This is a genomic window from Psychrobacter maritimus (assembly GCF_029953575.1).
Taxonomy (GTDB): Bacteria; Pseudomonadota; Gammaproteobacteria; order Pseudomonadales; family Moraxellaceae; genus Psychrobacter; species Psychrobacter maritimus.
The window spans coordinates 1,387,125-1,406,605 of sequence record NZ_CP124526.1; the positions used below are offsets into that span (position 1 = coordinate 1,387,125).

The following is a 19,481-nucleotide window of genomic DNA, read 5'->3' on the forward strand; positions in this document are numbered from 1 at the left end:
TTTAACACTTTAAAAGTAATTTAACAGTGCTTTAAAGTAAATGTTATTAAGCGCTTAGCTTAATTGGCATGAAAGTACTTTTTTAATACCTCTAAGCAGCGGGTGATTTTTGCAGGCTGCTGATCACGGTTTAAAGTGACGGCATATAACACGAAACTTGGCAGCTGATAGCCGGTCAAAACTTCGACTAAATTGCCGTTTTCAAGCTCTTTTTTGACGTCCATTTCCATGATTCGAATCAAGCCATGACCTTCTTTTGCCAAGGTCATCGCCATAAAGACGTTATTGGTATGAATACGTGAATTCATCTTAATGCGGGTTTTTTTACCCGTTTCCGTTTGGGACAGCTCTAAATGATTGGCATCTTTCATAAGATCGATGCAAATCAATTGATGATCTACCAAATCTTTTGGGGTTTCAATCTTTTTATGTTGACGTAAATACTGCGGTGAGGCGACCAACAATTGACGCACATCAGATAACGGATGATTGCTTAACGTTGAATCATTGATATTTGGGCTCATACGTACCGCAATATCAATGCGCTCATCGATCATGTCGATATAATGATTGTCGGCGAAATACGTAATGCTAAGGTCGTCGTGCGCAGACATCCAAGTCGATAATGCCGGCAAAATATGATGTACACCCAGCTCAGGCGTCGTTGCAATACGCAAGCTACCAGCCAGCTCATCACGTAATTGATTGACCTTGATACGTCCTTGCTCAGCAGCGCTAACCACGTCTTTTGCCGCTTCATAAAAGCTGGCACCCGCTTCTGTTAAGCTAAGCTTACGAGTTGAGCGATGCAGGAGCACCACGCCCAGCTCATTTTCTAAAGAACGTATCTGCTGACTAACCGCACTGGTTGTAATACCCAGTTCACGAGCTGAACCACTAAAAGAGCCGTGTCCGACCACACTGGCAAACACAGCCATACCACGTAAATTATCTAACATATTCTCACCTAAGCTGCTTTTTAGTTTTTAATATAACTTAACCATTATAGCCGATTATCATAAATCTTACAGTTTTTTAATATACCTCTGACGGTCAATAAAGCAGATTTACTGCTTAATAAAACCAAAAATATCAAGGCGATAACATAATCTCGCCTTGATATTTTATTCACTATAATAGGTTTAGTAATTATCTAACTATTAAAATAACAACCATTATAAAACTACTGATTGTTTAATATAACTGAACTTTGCCCATTTTTCCTTCGCCGCGCTCAGTCAAATATTGCATGACGGGCGTATTGAGCAATCTAGACTCTGCCACTGCACGGGCTTGTATGAGGCGTTTTTGCTGACGACGTTCAGGCGTCTTATCGTCGGCTTGCATAATACTGCTATCTATCTGCAAGCTGATGTCTGCTTGCGTAAATTGTTCTTGCAGTTTTGCCGCCAGCTGCTGAAAGGTGGCTTGTAAATGCTTGCTATCCACTGCGGTGACAAAGACAGCTTTATCATTACAGTAGCCAGTCATCATACCTTGACGCGCCAGTGCCAGTTCATCTGGCGCCAAACTACCAGCTTCACGCGCACATTGTAACCAATAATCCCATTTGTCTGGCGTCCACTCGCCCGTCAACGGTTGCGGGGCGCAACGTAACAAGGTACGCGGATCATCAGCTTGCGCAGTTAATTGAGAATCATTTGCGTCAGGCTCAACAACAGGTTCAGGCTCAACAACAGGTTCAGGCTCAACAACAGGTTCAGGCTCAACAACAGGTTCAGGCTCAACAACAGGTTCAGGCTCAACAACAGGTTCAGGCTCAACAACAGGTTCAGGCTCAACAACAGGTTCAGGCTCAACTACAGGTTCAGAGCTAACGTTGCTGTCTAATAAATCTAACCTTTCATCATGGCTATGGCTATAACCATCATAAGGATTCGATTCCGCACTATCATAGCTTGCGTTATATGACTCGACCTCATTTTGATTTGGGGTCGGATAATCAGCATTATAATCTTGTAGCGGCGGTATTGATTCCGCTACTGGTTCTAACTGCTGTTCTGGCTGCGATTCTAATAAGGACTCTGACATTACTGCTGATGTTGACACTAATAAAGACGCTGATGCTAAATGCTCATTAGAATTTAAAACCGCATTGGTATTTGAAGCCTCAATAGTATTGGCATTTATTGATGCTGTATTGGGTTCATCTTTAGAGATAGTAGAAATAACTGTTTCTATCGAAACTGTAGGATTAGGTAATACAGGGTTAGATGGTATAGAGCTAGGTGGTATGGTGCTATCAGGTAGGTTCGCTAAAATCTCATCAACGGGCAAAGGGCGAAAAGCCAACAAACGTAAAATACACATCTCAAGCGCTTGCATCGGTGTGCTAGCAAGTTTAACGCCTTCACGTGCTTGCACTACGATTTCGTAATATAGCTGTAAGACGTCAGGACTCATATGCTGGGCAAGCTGATTAATCTGCTGTGCTTGTGCTTCATTGACGTTAAGAGCAACTTCAGGTAACAGTTGCGTCAATGCCAATTGATGTAACAGCTCAGCCAAGCCATCAAACATACTGGTCGCATCGACCATTTGTGCACGCATCTGCTCGATATGAGTGGCAACCGCTGATTTATCATGATTATAAATATCTGTGATTAAACGCACCAAATCAGCCGCATCAATTAAGCCAAGCATGGCATTAACCGTCACATCATCTAATGCACCTTGCCCAAAAGCAATCGCTTGGTCGGTCAATGATAACGCATCACGAACTGAACCTTTTGCGGCACTGGCCAATTGCCAAAGCGCAGGCTGCGTATAACCTACCTGCTCTTGGGTTAAGATATTGGCTAGATGTTCACTGAGTAAACTTTGCGATAAAGGACGCAGCACAAACTGTAAACAACGCGAGATAATCGTGATGGGCAGCTTTTGCGGATCAGTAGTGGCCAACAGGAACTTTACATGCTCAGGTGGCTCTTCCAAGGTTTTAAGCAGCGCATTAAAGCTGTGTGTCGACAGCATATGCACCTCATCAATCAGGTACACTTTATAACGACCTTGGCTTGGCGCATAAGGGACATTATCAAGGAGCTCGCGCGTGTCTTCAACTTTGGTACGAGAGGCGGCATCAATCTCGATCAAATCAATAAAACGCCCTTGATCAATCGCCACGCAATTGTCACAGACGCCACATGGGGTGCTGGTAATACCGGTATCACAGTTTAAGCATTTAGACAAAATACGCGCGATAGTGGTCTTACCGACACCGCGCGTACCGGTAAATAGATAAGCATGATGCAGACGATTATAATCAATCGCATTAATCAGTGCTTGTGAGACGTGTGATTGCCCAATCAACTCGTGAAAGTTTTTTGGGCGATATTTGCGCGCTAAAACTTGATATTGCTGCGTCATAATGAATGCCAATGTGAGTAATAATATAAATAAAGCATCAAATCAGCGATTTACCTTAAAACCAGATATCAAAGCCAATTATTAAAACCAGATAGCAAAGCCAATTATTAAAACCAGATAGCAAAGCTAAATATTGAAGCTAAGCATCAAAACTGGATTTTAGAATAGGTTATGATTGAGCTCGCAACTCAGCCAATTGCTCATACAAACGTTGAGTATTGGCATCGATAAGCGAGCCGTGCTGATGAAATGCGTCAAGATGAACCTCAGTATTCACGCTATTTTCACAAGGTCTGACGCCGACACCGATCAAAAACAGATCTTGCATGACCGGCTGCTGCATTTGGGCATTAAGCTCAAATAACAAATCTTGATGACCGGCACGCACTTTGTCTGCACTTAACGAGCTGCTGTCATCTTGCGCATAAAACACCATCAGATAATGACGCCCAAAAACATTATAAGAATGCTCATGGCGCACGTAGCCGCTCCAGCGTGAATCTTGGTCAATCGTTCTGTGAGCCAAGATTTTTTCTACCAAACAAGCATAGGTATACATCGACTCGTCGACCAAAATATCAACCTGCTCTTTTGGCAGTGGTGTACCGGCGTCATAACGCTCTCTGACTAAGCTATTAAAAAGCTGATACCACATGCGCGTGTTCTTTTGAATCTCTGCCATCAATGCTTTAGCAAATTCCGCTTGCTCAGGCTCTGCCGCTTTTAACAATCGTGGTTCAATCTGCGCTATCAAGTCATGGCTGACCAATTGTTCTTGAACTTTAATCGCCCTTTGATGAAAATCTGGCGACTGCAAAAACTGTACAAGCAAGGTTGACTCATCTTGAAACGCTTCAAACCCTGTCAGCTTACCGCGGTGAAAGTCTAGAAATGCCGTCAAATCGCTGGGCGTCACCAACTGTTTGAGTATCTCAGTGAAGTTCTGATAGCTGAATACTTGTAGGACACTTTCTTCATCGTCCAAATCTAGCACACAGTCTTCCGCAAAAAACTGACTGCCATATTCATAGCCAACCGCATAAGAGACCGCCTCTGCAGGCTTACTCTGGTGACTATTACGATAACTGTTTTGATAGCTATTGTGATAAGCACTCTGAGCGCTGTTTTTTTCAGCAATGTCTTGATGCTGAACCGAAAGTGCGGTCAAACCAATAAAATAAATCGCCTTGTCTGCCGTTGTGTCAGATGCCGATTCATTTTTAGATTTGTTTTTAGATTCATCTTTATAGGCAAGCGCCTTATCATTTTTAAGATACAGCTGAGCATGTTGCTTAATCAGTTGATTGACAACGTCTTTTCTCCACCTACGCACCTGAGCACTATCGATATCCTGCCTATCAGCCTGTATCGTCACATCATTGACGATAAGGTAGACCACGGCATTAGAAAACTCAAAAACAAAATCATAACCCTGAAGATACTCAGGGTCAGTGATTTTGTCTGGGGTTAAGTCGTACAAAGATAAAAAATTCTGCTGAATCATCTGCTGCCAAATCGACGCTGGTACTTGCTGAGTGTTCATAATATCCCTATACATAAGGTCTCATAAAGAACTTGAGACCATTCCGTTAAAAGTAGAAAGAGCCTTCTTATGTTCAGTTTAGTCCCAGCGTGGATTTATGGCAAGTAAAGCAGTCTAGCTTTCATGCTTGCGGCGCATATGCGGGAATAAAATCACATCACGAATACTGGCCGAGTCCGTAAATAGCATCACCAAGCGATCGATACCAATACCCTCGCCTGCTGTTGGCGGTAAGCCATAAGATAAGGCTTCAATATATTCTTCATCAAAATGCATCGCTTCATCATCGCCAGCGTCTTTTTCAGCGACTTGGCCATGGAAACGCTCAGCTTGATCGGCCGGATCATTAAGCTCACTAAAACCATTGGCCAGTTCACGACCACCGATAAATAGCTCAAAGCGATCGGTAATCTCAGGATTGTCATCGTTACGGCGCGCCAGTGGCGACGTTTCAGCAGGGTATTCTGTGATAAAAGTCGGCTGACGTAGCTGATGCTCAGCAGTTTCTTCAAAGATAATGGTCTGCAATTTGCCCACACCAAAGACGTCTTTAACTTGTTGTTTAAGGGTCGTTGAAGCATATTCTGCAAGATAGTCACGGTCATTAATGCGTGCCATATCGAAGTTTTCTGCATACTTAGCAATCGCATCAGACATCGACAGACGCTCAAAAGGCGCTTTTAGGCTAATCGCTTCCTCTTGATAAGTCAGCTCAGTGGTGCCCAAAATGTCCATCGCCAGCTCGTTGAACAAGCGCTCGGTCAAATCCATCAAGTCATGATAGTCAGCATACGCCTGATAAAACTCAATCATGGTAAATTCAGGATTATGACGGGTTGACACGCCTTCATTACGGAAGCTACGGTTAATCTCAAACACTTTCTCAAAACCACCAACCACCAGGCGTTTTAGATAAAGCTCAGGCGCAATACGCAGATATAACGGCATATCTAAAGCGTTATGATGGGTCACAAACGGACGCGCAACCGCGCCACCTGGGATAGGATGCATCATAGGCGTTTCAACTTCCATAAAACGCTCATTTAACATAAACTTGCGAATACCGCTGATAACCTGACTACGTATCACAAAGGTGTCGCGAGTCGTCTCATTGGTCATCAAATCAAGATGGCGGTTGCGGTAGCGTGCTTCGACATCGGCTAAACCATGGAACTTATTTGGCATCGGACGTAGTGCTTTGGTCAGCAGAGTAAACTCTTCGATATGGACATATAAGTCGCCTTTTCCAGAACGACCGATATAACCAGATACGCCAACGATATCACCCAAATCTAGCGACTTAATCGTCGCCAATGTCTCTGGATCTAGCTGTTTGCGTGCCACATATAACTGAATACGACCGGTCATATCTTGAATAACAATAAATGCCCCACGGTTTAGCATCACGCGACCGGCAACGTTTACCTGAGTTTTTTCACCGTTGGCAATTTTATCTTCGATTTCTTGCTTTGAGATACCATCAAAAGCCGTTTGCAAATCCTGAGCGTAATCTGTGCGCTTAAAGGTATTAGGATAAGGCTGCTTACCTGACGCGGTGATTTCATCTAGCTTAGCTTGTAGTTGAGCAATCAGCTCGTTCGCATCTTCTGGGGCTTGCTCTTGATTCTGGTTTTGATTGTTGTGCTTTGACATAATACTCTCAAAATTATTAGATAATTAAAGGAATAAACGAAGTAAATTAAAATAAGACGTTCAAATAAAACATATAAATAAGGAAGCTCAATAATACTTATTGATTTTTCATACTAAAAAGCGCTAGAACTAATCAACACAAATAGCAGGCTGTGCCACGCCCTTTTCAATCGTTTGATAACAGCCAAACGTGCTGCTATCACTGGCGCATTGCCCTGTTTGATTGTTGGCCTGTGAATCTATAAATTCACCCGTGTTTTTGCATTGTCCTTGGCAGTCAGCACCATCTTGGCAAACCTTGCCGGCATCGCTATAAGACAGCACACACTGATAACAGCCAAGCCTACCTTGCTGCAAAAACGTTCCACCTTTTACCTCACAAGCTTGTACCAGCTCATTAGGCGGATATACGCATGCTTGGTAAGTCAATGGATCAGCTGTTTCAGCGGATGCGGTGCTCTCAGAAGACGATGGTATTGGTGGCGCTGTCGAAGTCGCGGGCGTTACGCTACAAGCAGATAACCAAAACGCCATAAGCATAGCCAATATAATTAACACCATGCCATTAAAGGATTGTTTTGAAGCTAACCAGTCATTTATCATAATCGTTACCTTAGTTTTACTATTATAAATAACTGGCTTATCGGCATGGTTTACGGCTTTTAACTTAATCAGCTTTTAACCGTTAACTGTCTTAATCACCGCCGCCGATACTGGCCATCAAGTCTGCTTGGTGCTCGCGTAACAGTGCATCAAGGATTTCATCCAAGTCACCTTCCATAATCGAATCAAGCTTATATAAGGTCAGGTTGATTCGATGGTCAGTCATACGACCTTGCGGGAAGTTATAGGTACGAATGCGCTCTGAGCGATCGCCGCTACCGACCAAGTCACGACGTATTGAGTCTGCCACATCGACCTGCGCCTGTACTTTTGCTTGCTGGATTTTGGACACCAGCATTTTCATCGCATGCGCCCGGTTTTTATGCTGACTGCGTTCTTGTTGACACTCTACCACGGTACCGGTCGGAATGTGCGTCAAACGTACCGCAGAGTCCGTGGTATTAACGTGCTGACCACCGGCGCCACTTGAGCGGAAGGTATCCATTTTAATGTCTGCAGGATTGATATCAACCGTATCATCAATCTCAACCTCTGGCATAACCGCAACCGTACAAGCCGAGGTATGGACACGACCTTGGCTTTCGGTTTCAGGGACACGCTGTACGCGGTGAGCGCCTGACTCAAACTTTAAACGACCATAAACGCTATTGCCCGACACACGGGTAATAATCTCCTTATAGCCGCCGTGTTCACCCTCATTAGCCGACAGAATATCTACCGTCCAGCCTTGAGCTTGGGCATACTTTTGATACATACGGAACAAGTCACCCGAGAAAATCGCCGCTTCATCACCGCCCGTTCCCGCACGAATTTCCAAGAAAGCAGGCACTTTATCGTTAGGATCTTTTGGCAACATCATGACGTTAAGCGCTTCTTCCATCTCGACAATGGTGTCACGGGCACTGTCAATCTCGTCCTGCATCATCTCTTTCATTTCAGGGTCTGAAGCTTCTGCTAACATCGCCTCTGCATCCGCCTGATCCGTTTCTGCACGCACATAGTTCTGCCATAATGTCGTGATATCCATCAAGTCACTATGCTCAACGGACAATTCACGGAACTTATTATTATCGCTGATGACACTCGGGTCTGATAATAAGGCGGTGACCTCTTCATAACGGTCTACCATCTGGTCTAAACGCAGGCGTAAGGATTCTTTCATAAAAGGACTTTTTTAAAATGAGTAAAATAAGAGAGTGATTATAGCAAATTTTTGCGCTTAATTTAAAACCTCTAAGCAATCTTGCCATAATATTCGCAAACTGGCTGTTTTATCGCAGATTATGCCTAAATATTAGCCCCTAGCTTCATATTAGCCCATAGCTCTGCGGCCAATAAGAAATCAGTAAACATAGCGCACAAAAACAGTCCAGAAGAAGCTATAAATAGCGGACATAAAAAAATAGCTAAGAAAACTCTTAGCTATTTTTGCGGCTATTATGGTTATCAGAAAATTTTAACGAAATATTAAACTTTACGAACCAACACTGAACCGATTGAGTAACCTGCACCAAATGAGCAAATCACGCCCAAGTCGCCAGATTCTAGCGCATCTTTATAACGATGGAAAACAATCATCGGACTGGCAGAGCTGGTATTGGCAAATTCATCAATAACACTTGGCACAATGGCTTTATCAGCATCACGTCCAACGACTGTGCGCAAGATTAAATCAAGCATATTGGCATTGGCTTGGTGTAGCCACATCATCTTGATGTCACTAGCTTGCAGCTCATTGTCATGCAAATGCTCAGTAATAATCTCAGAAACCTTTGGACAGACTTCACGGAATACTTTACGGCCATTTTGCAAAAACAGCTTATCGGTGACCGGCTCTTTGATATCCGGATACATCTCAGTCTGCGCCGCTAGGAACTCAGAGCGGTCCATAAAGCCATATTCATTTTTAATATTGGTCGAAAACTGCGTAAATAGCTTGGCGTTTAGAATCTCATAACCTTTTGGCGTCTCTAGCTCTTCAACGATAGAAGCGGTTGCCACATCACCAAAGATAAAGTGGCTATCACGGTTGCGCCAGTTTAGATGCGCTGAGGTAATCTCAACGTTGACCACAGCAACGCGTTTAGCAAGACCCGACACGATTGAGCCATGTGCTTGCGATAGACCAAAAGTCGCCGCACTACAAGCCACGTTCATATCATAAGCAAAACCACCAACCATACCGATGGCATCCTGAATCTCGATAGAAACCGCAGGATAAGTACGCTGAAAATTTGAGCAGGCAAGAATAATACCATCTAAATCATTGGCCTCCAGACCCGCATCTGCGAGCGCATCTTTTAGCGCTGCCGTGCCCATTTCTGCCATGATAGACAGCTCTTCACCCAAATTGCGGTAAGGGATGACCGGTGCCATAATTTCAGGATCTAAGATACCGTCTTTTTCCATCACATAACGTGATTTGATGCCTGAGACTTTTTCGATAAAAGCCGCTGATGAAGGCTGAAGCGCAGTAACCGTTCCTGCTTCAATCTCATCAGCATGCTTAGCATTATAATTTTCAACATATTGGTTAAATGAATCAACTAGCTCTTCATTACTGATGCTATAAGGGGGAATATACAGGCCAGTGCCCGTGATACAAGTCGTCATGATGCGCTTCCTTGTCTACTACGATGGTGCTTGCAATAAGCATAAAAGTGGAGAAAACAACAGTCGTCTAATTTTCGGTGAATAACTGTAAACTTAAAATAAGTGCCTTTATTATGCCTGAATAATATAATTTTTCTAATACTTTGTTACAAATAATCAGCTTCTTGACGAGAATAAGTAAAGATTGGCTTCATTTCCCAACAGCTGCGCTATAATCAGCGTTCATTAGCATGGCTTGATCGCGTTATTTTATTCAATATAGATTCGCTTGTTTGCGGCTAATTACCAATAACTGGCATGGACTTGTTAAATTTTTATCAACTTAACTGATATTATCCACCTTTTCTTTTTACTTTTTGACTTTGGAATAGCAATGGCGGAACTCCTAAACTGGCTATTCGGGCAATATGCTGACTACCCGACCCTATTTATTGCCTTAGAATTGATTGCGGTAATCTTTGGGGTAAGTAGCGTTTTACTTGCCAGCAAGACCAATATTTTGGTTTTTCCTATTGGGCTGGTCAGCACCGCCATCTTTGTCTATCTGCTGTGGAAATGGCAATTATTCGGTGATATGTTTATCAATGCCTATTACAGCGTCATGAGTATCTATGGTTGGATAAACTGGACGCAAAATAAAAACAATATAGAAATTAAAAAGCATCAGGATCATATAAATCCAACCAGCCAGCCGCAAGATGAGCGCGGGCAAAATACAGATGCTCAATATGCTATTGAAGTTGAACATTTAAGCAAAAAAGATGTGCCCATATTGAGCGCACTGGCGGCGGCAACCATTGCTTTTGTCGCTTTGGTCTATTATTTTAGACCGGTCATCAATAATAACTTTAGCTTTGATGGCGCGGTATTGGGCTTGCATTTGTTTACGTGGGTCGATTACACCGATATGCTGACCACGGCGCTGTTTTTAATGGCAATGTGGCTCATGGCACGGCGCAAAATTGAGCACTGGCTACTTTGGATTATCGCCGATGCTATTTCCGTACCGCTGTACTTTTATAAAGGTTTGACTTTTACGGCGCTACAATATGTAGTGTTCACTCTTATTGCAATCTGGGCATATTATGAATGGCAACGACGCTACCGCCTGCAATCTCACGCAGCATACGCCTAAATCCGTTATTAATGTCGCCATACTGGGGGCAGAAAGTACCGGCAAAACCACGTTATGCCGCGATTTGGCCGCGCATTTTGGCTGTCCATGGGTGCCAGAATATATGCGCACTTATCTGCAAGCAAAATGGGATAGTGAGCAGCTGACCTGTACCTGGGATGACTTATTACCTATCGCGCAAGGTCAGATTGAATTAGAAAATAAATTTGCTCAGCAAGCCGCGCAAACGTCTGATAGTGGTTACTTATTCTGTGATACCAGCTTGTTTGAGCTGATGGTATATTCCAACTGGTATTATGGTGATTGCCCTGAGGCGCTTACCCAAGCGGCATTGGCACACCATTATGATTTAATACTCTTAACCGACGTTGATATCCCATGGGTTGCCGATGATTTGCGTGATAGCCCGCATCAACGCGAAGATATCAGCGCTTATTTTGCCAGTCAATTGACCTTGCATAACAAGGCTTTTCAACGTATCGGTGGTGATAGAGAGGAACGGGTTCAGCAAGTGGTAAAACTATTAACGTCACTAGCCTGATTTTAGTGAATAAAAATACTTAGGCTATTTAACGCAGTCAGGTTGTTTAACAAAGATGGTTAAATGCTGTGTCGCTAACTATCTAAAACTATCTAACAATTTCATTATTTAACGCTTTCGCCCAGTTTTTACAGTCATTCTCACAGCGTTGGCATACTTGATTGGGATTTGAGATAAAGTCCACATAGCCACAATACATACAAGCATAATGCACATCTGGCGCTATCTGTTCGACAGGCTGATACTGCTTAGGGAAAAGCGGCAAGCCATAGCAGGTATCCTCAGGTGAACATAACAATAAGCTAAATTCACCATCTGTCTCAAGTAAGCCGGTACGCACTTGCCCTAGATGCTCAACCCCTTGCTGGCGCATTTCAGCAAAAAACTCATCGTGCGACATTTCGCCCTTTTTTATCTTATCAAGAACCAACATACTGTCCTCGACAATATAAATCGCTCTCCCTTCTAGCAAGTCTTCAAAAGCTTGGAATTTCATCATCGCCCACGTACACAAGCGATAAAGCACAATCACCGTACTCATAATCAGTACCGCTTGGATAATGGGCAAGTCCTCGGTGAACATCGGGTCACCAGCGATAGAGCCAAGCGATAAGATAATTGTCAGCTCAAAGATAGACAGCTGCCGCACGCCGCGCTTACCGGTAAAACGTAAAAACAAAATAATAAGCGTAAACATCACGATGACGCGTATGAGTATTTCGGCGGCAAATGCCCATGTGGTGTCATAAATAAAGATACTTGCCCAATCCATGTGTTTTTCCTTGTTATTATTTTTTGGCAGGATTAGCGCAGCAAAATTGCTCAATATACTTCTGTGCTTAACATCTACTGCTTTGCTTAACGCTGCTCTATTTTATGCAAAAACTCTGTTAATGATTGTAGGAATTATTTTTGAAAGCTGCCTTATATACGATAACCGCATTAATAGCCTTTGCCGCCAACTCATTGCTTTGTAGAATGGCATTGGCAGACGGTGCGATTGATGCTTGGAATTTTACCGCTATCCGCTTGCTCAGCGGCGCCGCTTGCCTTGGGCTAATCATGACGGCACAAGCTCACTATTTAAGACGAAACAGTCTAAAACGAACCAGTTTAAAACGGACTGATTTAAAACGGACTGATTTAAAACAGACGGGCAACTTTGACCCTGCTGCCTTAACAGACAAAGGCGATTGGCTCAGTGCTATTAGCTTAGTGGTTTATGCGCTGTGTTTTTCAGTGGCTTACCAAGCGCTTGATACTGGCACGGGCGCGCTTATTTTGTTTGCAGTTGTGCAGCTCACGATGATTGGTTGGGGAATTTATAATAAAGAGCCACTCAACCGCATACAGTGGCTAGCGCTTTTGATCGCATTGATAGGCTTTGTCTACTTGATGCTGCCGTCCGCGGCAACGCCTTCCTTATCTGGCGCGCTGATGATGGCAATCAGTGGTGCCGCTTGGGGTATCTATAGCATACGCGGCAAAACCTGCGTATCGCCCTTAAGAACGACGGGCTTTAACTTTTTAAGAAGCCTAGTTGCTGTGCCGATATTGGCACTGATCGGTATGAGTTACCTCTCAACCATAAGCATGACGGGCGTCATGCTGGCGGTCGCGTCAGGTGCTATCGCCTCTGGCATCGGCTACAGTATTTGGTATGTGGCCATGCCGCTGCTAAAAACCACCCAATCTGCGGTGGTACAGCTTTGTGTCCCTGTACTTGCAGCGCTTATGGGCGTGGTGTTTTTGTCCGAGCAGCTCACCCTAGAGTTTATTATCGCAAGCTCGGTTATTTTGAGTGCAGTATTGGTATTTGTCTTAAATAAAAAGTAAGGAAAAACAAAGGTTTGATAGTAGAGATATAACAGGCTCATGGTAAGCAAAGCTTGACCAGCCATGTGTTTTAGTCATAAATTCGCTAGCCGATGTTACTTTCCTAAGCTCGAACCACAACACGAAATTACATTTTTTGTTGTACTATACCGCCTAGTGTAACAAATAGAATTCACACCAATTTTGATAGACATTGAGAGATATTATGAAAAAATTATTAGCCGTAGCGCCTTTTGCTGTATTACTAGCTGCTTGTGCAACCAGCGCACCGACCACTACTACACCAACGACCAATCCTCAGCAAGTAGTTCAATCATTTACTTGTGAAGACAACGGTCAAGTAACTGCTGCATACACTGCAAACGGTCAAGCTGCAAACCTAAACGTTACCTTGCCTAAAGTTGGTTTGACCAATGCAAAAATTACCATGAAGCAAGCGGTATCAGGTTCTGGCGCTCGTTATGTAAACGATGTGAACCCTAAAACCACTTATGATTGGCACACCAAAGCTGATTTTGGCATCATGACCATCAAATCAGACAACGGCCAAGAGTACCAAGTTAACTGCAAATTATAATTATAAATAATGCATGGTAGTTAAAGGCATTATAGTTATTTGAATAAAATCCGTATTCTTATTCACATCTATTTAAAACAATCTATTTAAAACAAAAGAGCCATTAGTCAAACTACTGGCTCTTTTTTATGCGTACCATCTTTTATGCAAAATAAAAAAATTGCTTGAATACGCTATATATTCAAGCAATTGAAAGCCATGTCATTTTTATATTTATTTATAGTTATTAGAGCAACGATTAAATTAAAGCCATTAAACCACAGTTACATGCAAGCGTGCGTCTACATTGCCGCGTGTGGCATTAGAGTATGGGCAAACTTGATGAGCGGCTTCGATAAGCGTTTGCGCTTGGGCTTCATCGATACCAGATACTTCGATATACAGATCGATATCTAAGTTATAGCTGCCATCAGCTTTCATGCCAATACCAACTTGGGTAGAGGTTTTTGATGCAGTGATTGGCAGTTTCATTTGTTGAGCTGTCAGGTTTAAGGCGCTATCGAAACAAGCGGCGTAACCCATGGCAAAAAGCTGCTCTGGATTGACGCCCTCTTTGTCCTTTTCTTGAAACGAAACCAAATCAAAACCTAATGAGCCATCGTCAAGACCGGTATGTCCAGAACGACCACCGGTTGCAGTGGCGCGAGTTTTATAAAATATTTTCATGATTGATTCCTCAGCTATGTTTTAGATAGTTTATTGTGTTTAGCGCTAGCATCAGCAGTAGCGCTTGGTCATTTTCAATAAAGCTATTATAGGAGTATGTAGGACAATCCGTTAGAACATAGCTCCAAACGTCTTGCCTAATTCTACAAATATATATAGTATCGAGCAATTAAATAAAATAAGAAAACCTAATGAACCAATCAACTATTGAGCACCTACTCTCCCTCTTGCCTAGAAACCAAACCATTGAATCTGCTATTTCAGGCTTATTTTTTTACTGTGCAGATAAACCCAGTAAAGCCATCAGTTATATTCAAGAACCGAGTATTTGTATCGTCTTGCAAGGCGCACGTGAGATTTATTTAGGTGCAGATTGCCAAAAGTTTGATAAGAGCAATCTGATGTTTTGTCCGGTCAATATTCCTTTAAGCATGCATATAAAGCATGCATCGGGAGAGCGTCCGGTTATCGTGCTGTCTATGAAATTAAACCTTGCCATGATTGGTGAGGTTTTAGCAAAAATACCGCCCAAACAGCCCGAAGCACTTAAACCTGCTAATCACTTAGGAATAAAGTGGCAATTGGACAGCACCATACTGGGGGCCTTTGAGCGCCTTATACACTTGCTTGATTATCCAGACGATATCGACTTTCTTGCTTCATTAATTCAGCAAGAGATTTACTATCGCCTGCTCATAGCAGAGCAAGGCAATAAACTACGCCAACTGGTAGTCAATGGCAGCCATACGCACCGTATCACCCAAGCTACCGATTGGATAAAGACGCATCTAAATGAGGCAGTTGTTGTAGAGGAATTGGCCAGTCGCTGCGGCATGAGTGTTTCGGGGTTTCATCATCATTTCAAAGAAATTACTCAGTTAAGCCCGCTACAATATCAAAAGAGTTTGCGACTCATGGAAGCAAGACGACTGATTCAGGCAAATGACTCTCAGATATCGCAAATCGCCATGCAAGTCGGTTATGAAAGCCCGAGCCAATTTAGCCGAGAATATAAACGGCTATTTGGCATCAGTCCGAGCGGTGAATTGCAGGCCTAGAATTAAGTACTTATGATTAAATACTTGTAATTAAACAATTAGAATGAATCGCCAGCCCCCTATTTATATCCATAAATATAATCATTATCTGTATTATCACAACTGACAATAACGTTTATGAATTAGCGTTTAAATTTATGTTTATCTGTTTTTTTGGCAATAAACTGTACCACCGCACTCAAACCTTGATGGCGCGTACCTTCAGAAATCATGCGCTGCTTTTCGATACCCGTTATTTCTTCTAGCTCTGCCAGCTCGGCACGCAAGACTGCTAACGAACCAAAGCGCTCTTTTTGCTTTGCCGGAGGTCCGCCGACAGCATCCATGGTTAGCTGCTGTTCGGTATAAGCCTCAAGGAGAAATATCCCATTCGGCTTTAACGCTGTTACAATCTGAGCGTGAACGTGCTGGCGTATGGCTGTAGGTAAATGCGCCCAGATAGCAACGATACCATCCCACTGTGCTTCGCCAAACTCATAGTTGGCTAAATCGGCAACCTGCGTTTTAATCTCCACGCCTCTATCTTGCGCCAGCTTTAATGCCTTATTCAAACCTACTTCAGACATATCCATGGCGGTCACTTCGTAGCCTTGCTCCGCCAAAAATACCGCATTTCTACCTTCGCCTTCAGCCAAACATAAAACCTTACCACCTGCTGTTATTTCCTTAAATGTATCTCTTAAAAAATCATTAGGTTCGGTACCAAAGATATACTCTGCTTCGTTATAGCGCTCGTTCCACATATCTCATTCCTTTTATATATTATTGCTTAGGCTATTTATAAAATATGTATATAAATAGCGGGCAAGTAAACAGTAAGCATAGAAAACCATTGACTTTACCCATGTATTCATAATATAACATATATAATATATTCATTATTCCGAATTTATTGACGTGCTTTCAATGCAGTAGAAAATCGCAAGTATATTGGGGAGGAAGTCACATGATTCGTTTAAGCTACACTCTCAAATGTTGGGCATTAGGTATTATGTATTACTTGGGATTTCACTTCATTGTCCTATCAAGCAATCCTGCCTTTGCAAAATATATCTATATTTTGGCCATCAGCACCCTGCTCCTCCCGGTTGCTAAGCGTGCAGTCGATGTCGTTTCGGACTTTATCGCGCCTCATACGATTATCTTTAATGGCTTATTATCGTCATTATTAATCAATATCGTGATTTGGCTGTTGACGCCATTTATCGTCGCCTTGACGCTTATCGCCTTCTTGTTTTATGGTATGGGTGTGCTTACGGAAAATATAAGAGCAAAACCCTAAAGCTCATTCATAAACCTGAAACCTGAATATTTAGCGTAATCATTAGAGAAAAGACAGAACGCCTCATCTTTGCTTGTGAATTTATAAGGCATAAGGTGCAACGCCTTATCGCTTTAATCGTCTAAACATAGTACAGTAGATACCTGCCTATATTTTTACTTGTGCTTATATCAGTAATTATCATCGCTAACCACTTACCCTACCATACTTACATAGCTTACTTGCCCTACTTGATTGAGTTTAATCTGAATTAAGGGTGAGGGCTTGGGTTAGCATTGCACGGCAGTTAAGCATATGGCTCAACCCATTTGCCTAATCACAAGCATTTATCATCAACCGTTTATGATATAAACTTTTTTGTTTTATTATGCATAATACAATAAATATTCATTATTAATCGCCTTGTAAAAGGCTTATGCTTGAATGTTGATTGAATTGATTTACCAATGTGATGCAACCACTGTCATTTTAATAAATGACGGTCTCACTGCGTCTTAATCAGGGCTTTTTATTGAAAGGAATTTTATTGAATGACTACTGCTACTCGCCAAGAACATGATCTACTCGGCTATCGTGACGTCCCTGCTGATGCTTACTATGGCATCCAAACTTTACGTGCTTTTGAAAACTTCACCGTCAGTGGTGTGCGCTTAAATCAGTTTTCTACCTTTATTCGTGCTTTTGCCACCGTTAAAAAAGCGGCGGCTATCGCCAATAACAAAGTAGGCGTACTAAATGACACGGTTAAAGACGCTATTGCAGCGGCGTGCGATGACTTAATCGATAATAAATATCACGACCAGTTTATCGTAGATATGTTCCAAGGCGGCGCAGGTACGTCAACCAATATGAACGCCAATGAGGTGATTGCCAACCGAGCACTAGAAATCCTCGGTTATGAAAAAGGCGACTATCAACATGTGCATCCAAATAACGATGTCAACCTGTCACAATCAACCAACGACGCCTACCCTACGGCGATGAATGTTGCTTTGGACGATTATTGCGTGCGCCTGTTAGATAAGATGGCTATATTGCACACAAGCCTGAAGAAAAAAAGCGTTGAGCTGGCTGATCAATTAAAAATGGGTCGCACGCATTTACAAGATGCGGTACCTATGACGGCAGGTCAAGAGTTTAATGCTTTTGCAACCATGATAAAAAAAGAGATGGAGCGCATCGAAGCTACTCGCGCGCTATTTCATGAAATCAATATGGGTGGCACAGCGATTGGTACCGGTTTGAATGCCCCAGCTGGCTATTCTGAAGAAGTTGCCAAGAGCTTATCAGAGCTGACTGGCAGACCTTATTATATCGCTGAAGACTTGATTGAAGCGACGCAAGATACCAGTGCTTATGTTGCACTGTCGGGTAATTTACGTCTGTTTGCCGCGCGTTTATCTAAGATTGCCCATGACTTACGTTTGCAGTCTTCGGGTCCGCGTGCAGGTTTGGCGCAATATCGCTTGCCTGAAATGCAGCCGGGTAGCTCAATCATGCCGGGTAAAGTAAACCCGGTTATCCCAGAAGTGGTCAATCAAGCTTGCTTCCATGTGATGGGTATCGATCATACTATCGCTATGGCGTCAGAAAATGGTCAGCTACAGCTAAACGTTTTTGAGCCAGTGATTGCCTTTAACTTGTTTACCGGTATGAGTATGCTTGCCAATATCTGTGAGATGTTTGCTACTCGCTGTATCGATGGCTTGATGATGAATAACAAGGCGTGTAGCGTCGAGGTATTCAATAATATCGGACTGGTCACTGCGCTGAATCCGCATCTTGGTTATGATGCGTCTTCTTTTGTCGCAAGAAGAGCACAAGAGACTGGTGGCAGTGTGTATGACATCGTATTAGAAGAAAAACTGATGGATAAAGAGACACTAGATGATATCTTGTCTCCTGCCAATATGGTTTATCCAAAGGTTAGAGCCTTACTGTAATCTGTCTTTAGTTAAATAAACAGGCTGGGTTAGCGATTGCTAATCTGGCCTTTTTTTATTGATAATGAGGGTTAGTTACTTAGAGTTGGAAGGTGCATCCATTCAATAACTTGCACTATCAAAACTACACGCAAATTTCACGGACAGTTATTTGATTTTGATATTTGCCTAGAGGGCCATATTTACCAATAGAACTGATTTTGCCAACGACGCAAGTTTCGAAATATTTGTAATAGCCTTTTTGATTGACACTCTTCGAATCTTTCATTAATAATTGCTTTGGATCTGACACGTAGTAAGTGATGTCATTAGAGGCCAACTCATAAACCTCAAAGCTTCTTTTGAAGTCGCCCCGTAACTGCACTTCTTTTTGCACGCTTGTTGGCGTCAATTCCTTCACGTTTTTATTATTACTGGCTTGTGTTTCATCACAGCCCGTAATAATAAATATAGTTGATGCAAATCCTAATATTATCAGTCTAAATTTAATCATTATTTTTTATCCTGCTAAAAAAATTACATCAATCTATTGTGTAAAGCCCAGAAAAATTTGGTGTAAAACAATAATAGCTCTTCATTTTAATCAAATATTATCGATTAGAATGAAGAGCTATACAAGATAA

At 42.5% G+C, this 19,481-nt stretch carries 18 protein-coding genes; 7 read left to right on the forward strand and 11 right to left on the reverse strand.

Annotated elements, in window-relative coordinates; all coding sequences use genetic code 11:
* Window positions 1–59: 59 nt before the first annotated feature.
* From QJS82_RS05720 to QJS82_RS05750, 7 genes are all read right to left on the reverse strand, one after another.
* Complete coding sequence (locus QJS82_RS05720; protein WP_201565011.1) at window positions 60–959, reverse strand: LysR family transcriptional regulator; 900 nt, start codon at window positions 957–959, stop codon at window positions 60–62.
* 235 nt (window positions 960–1,194) lie between these two features.
* Window positions 1,195–3,387, reverse strand: a complete 2,193-nt coding sequence (gene dnaX / locus QJS82_RS05725; protein WP_281491536.1) for a DNA polymerase III subunit gamma/tau — start codon at window positions 3,385–3,387, stop codon at window positions 1,195–1,197.
* Window positions 3,388–3,556: 169 nt separating this feature from the next.
* Window positions 3,557–4,930 (reverse strand): hypothetical protein, encoded by a 1,374-nt coding sequence (locus QJS82_RS05730; RefSeq protein WP_281491537.1) that lies wholly within the window; start codon window positions 4,928–4,930, stop codon window positions 3,557–3,559.
* 114 nt (window positions 4,931–5,044) lie between these two features.
* Window positions 5,045–6,583: a lysine--tRNA ligase gene (gene lysS, locus QJS82_RS05735; RefSeq protein WP_201565008.1), complete on the reverse strand. Its 1,539-nt coding sequence runs from the start codon at window positions 6,581–6,583 to the stop codon at window positions 5,045–5,047.
* Window positions 6,584–6,712: 129 nt separating this feature from the next.
* Complete coding sequence (locus tag QJS82_RS05740) at window positions 6,713–7,186, reverse strand: hypothetical protein (RefSeq protein WP_281491538.1); 474 nt, start codon at window positions 7,184–7,186, stop codon at window positions 6,713–6,715.
* A 91-nt stretch (window positions 7,187–7,277) separates the two neighbouring features.
* On the reverse strand, window positions 7,278–8,369 hold the full coding sequence (gene prfA / locus QJS82_RS05745; protein WP_281491539.1) for a peptide chain release factor 1: 1,092 nt from the start codon (window positions 8,367–8,369) through the stop codon (window positions 7,278–7,280).
* 305 nt (window positions 8,370–8,674) lie between these two features.
* Complete coding sequence (locus QJS82_RS05750) at window positions 8,675–9,820, reverse strand: beta-ketoacyl-ACP synthase III (protein WP_281491540.1); 1,146 nt, start codon at window positions 9,818–9,820, stop codon at window positions 8,675–8,677.
* 373 nt (window positions 9,821–10,193) lie between these two features.
* Between QJS82_RS05750 and pnuC the strand changes: the two genes are divergently transcribed.
* Complete coding sequence (gene pnuC / locus QJS82_RS05755; protein ID WP_281491541.1) at window positions 10,194–10,955, forward strand: nicotinamide riboside transporter PnuC; 762 nt, start codon at window positions 10,194–10,196, stop codon at window positions 10,953–10,955.
* Entirely contained in the window at window positions 10,906–11,496 is a 591-nt protein-coding gene (locus QJS82_RS05760) for an ATP-binding protein (RefSeq protein WP_281491542.1), read from the forward strand. Before pnuC ends, QJS82_RS05760 begins: the two co-directional genes overlap by 50 nt.
* 88 nt (window positions 11,497–11,584) lie before the next feature.
* Here QJS82_RS05760 and QJS82_RS05765 read toward each other — a convergent pair whose 3' ends face one another.
* On the reverse strand, window positions 11,585–12,268 hold the full coding sequence (locus tag QJS82_RS05765) for a DUF421 domain-containing protein (protein ID WP_281491543.1): 684 nt from the start codon (window positions 12,266–12,268) through the stop codon (window positions 11,585–11,587).
* A 140-nt stretch (window positions 12,269–12,408) separates the two neighbouring features.
* Between QJS82_RS05765 and QJS82_RS05770 the strand changes: the two genes are divergently transcribed.
* Both QJS82_RS05770 and QJS82_RS05775 read left to right on the forward strand, forming a co-directional pair.
* On the forward strand, window positions 12,409–13,332 hold the full coding sequence (locus tag QJS82_RS05770) for a DMT family transporter (protein WP_281491544.1): 924 nt from the start codon (window positions 12,409–12,411) through the stop codon (window positions 13,330–13,332).
* A 205-nt stretch (window positions 13,333–13,537) separates the two neighbouring features.
* Window positions 13,538–13,909: an MliC family protein gene (locus QJS82_RS05775; RefSeq protein WP_201625954.1), complete on the forward strand. Its 372-nt coding sequence runs from the start codon at window positions 13,538–13,540 to the stop codon at window positions 13,907–13,909.
* Window positions 13,910–14,161: 252 nt separating this feature from the next.
* Here QJS82_RS05775 and QJS82_RS05780 read toward each other — a convergent pair whose 3' ends face one another.
* Window positions 14,162–14,575, reverse strand: coding sequence for an organic hydroperoxide resistance protein (locus QJS82_RS05780; protein ID WP_201625953.1), 414 nt, complete (start codon window positions 14,573–14,575; stop codon window positions 14,162–14,164).
* A gap of 191 nt (window positions 14,576–14,766) precedes the next feature.
* On the opposite strand from QJS82_RS05780, the gene QJS82_RS05785 reads away from it, so the two are divergent.
* Window positions 14,767–15,633, forward strand: a complete 867-nt coding sequence (locus QJS82_RS05785; protein ID WP_281491545.1) for an AraC family transcriptional regulator — start codon at window positions 14,767–14,769, stop codon at window positions 15,631–15,633.
* A 122-nt stretch (window positions 15,634–15,755) separates the two neighbouring features.
* Here the strand turns inward: QJS82_RS05785 and QJS82_RS05790 are convergent, their stop codons facing one another.
* Window positions 15,756–16,376: a class I SAM-dependent methyltransferase gene (locus QJS82_RS05790; protein ID WP_281491546.1), complete on the reverse strand. Its 621-nt coding sequence runs from the start codon at window positions 16,374–16,376 to the stop codon at window positions 15,756–15,758.
* 203 nt (window positions 16,377–16,579) lie between these two features.
* Between QJS82_RS05790 and QJS82_RS05795 the strand changes: the two genes are divergently transcribed.
* On the forward strand, window positions 16,580–16,915 hold the full coding sequence (locus QJS82_RS05795) for a hypothetical protein (protein WP_201620298.1): 336 nt from the start codon (window positions 16,580–16,582) through the stop codon (window positions 16,913–16,915).
* 530 nt (window positions 16,916–17,445) lie between these two features.
* Window positions 17,446–18,858: an aspartate ammonia-lyase gene (locus tag QJS82_RS05800; RefSeq protein ID WP_281491547.1), complete on the forward strand. Its 1,413-nt coding sequence runs from the start codon at window positions 17,446–17,448 to the stop codon at window positions 18,856–18,858.
* Window positions 18,859–18,982: 124 nt separating this feature from the next.
* On the opposite strand, the gene QJS82_RS05805 is transcribed toward QJS82_RS05800, so the two are convergent.
* Window positions 18,983–19,351 (reverse strand): hypothetical protein, encoded by a 369-nt coding sequence (locus tag QJS82_RS05805; RefSeq protein WP_281491548.1) that lies wholly within the window; start codon window positions 19,349–19,351, stop codon window positions 18,983–18,985.
* Window positions 19,352–19,481 lie beyond the last annotated feature (130 nt).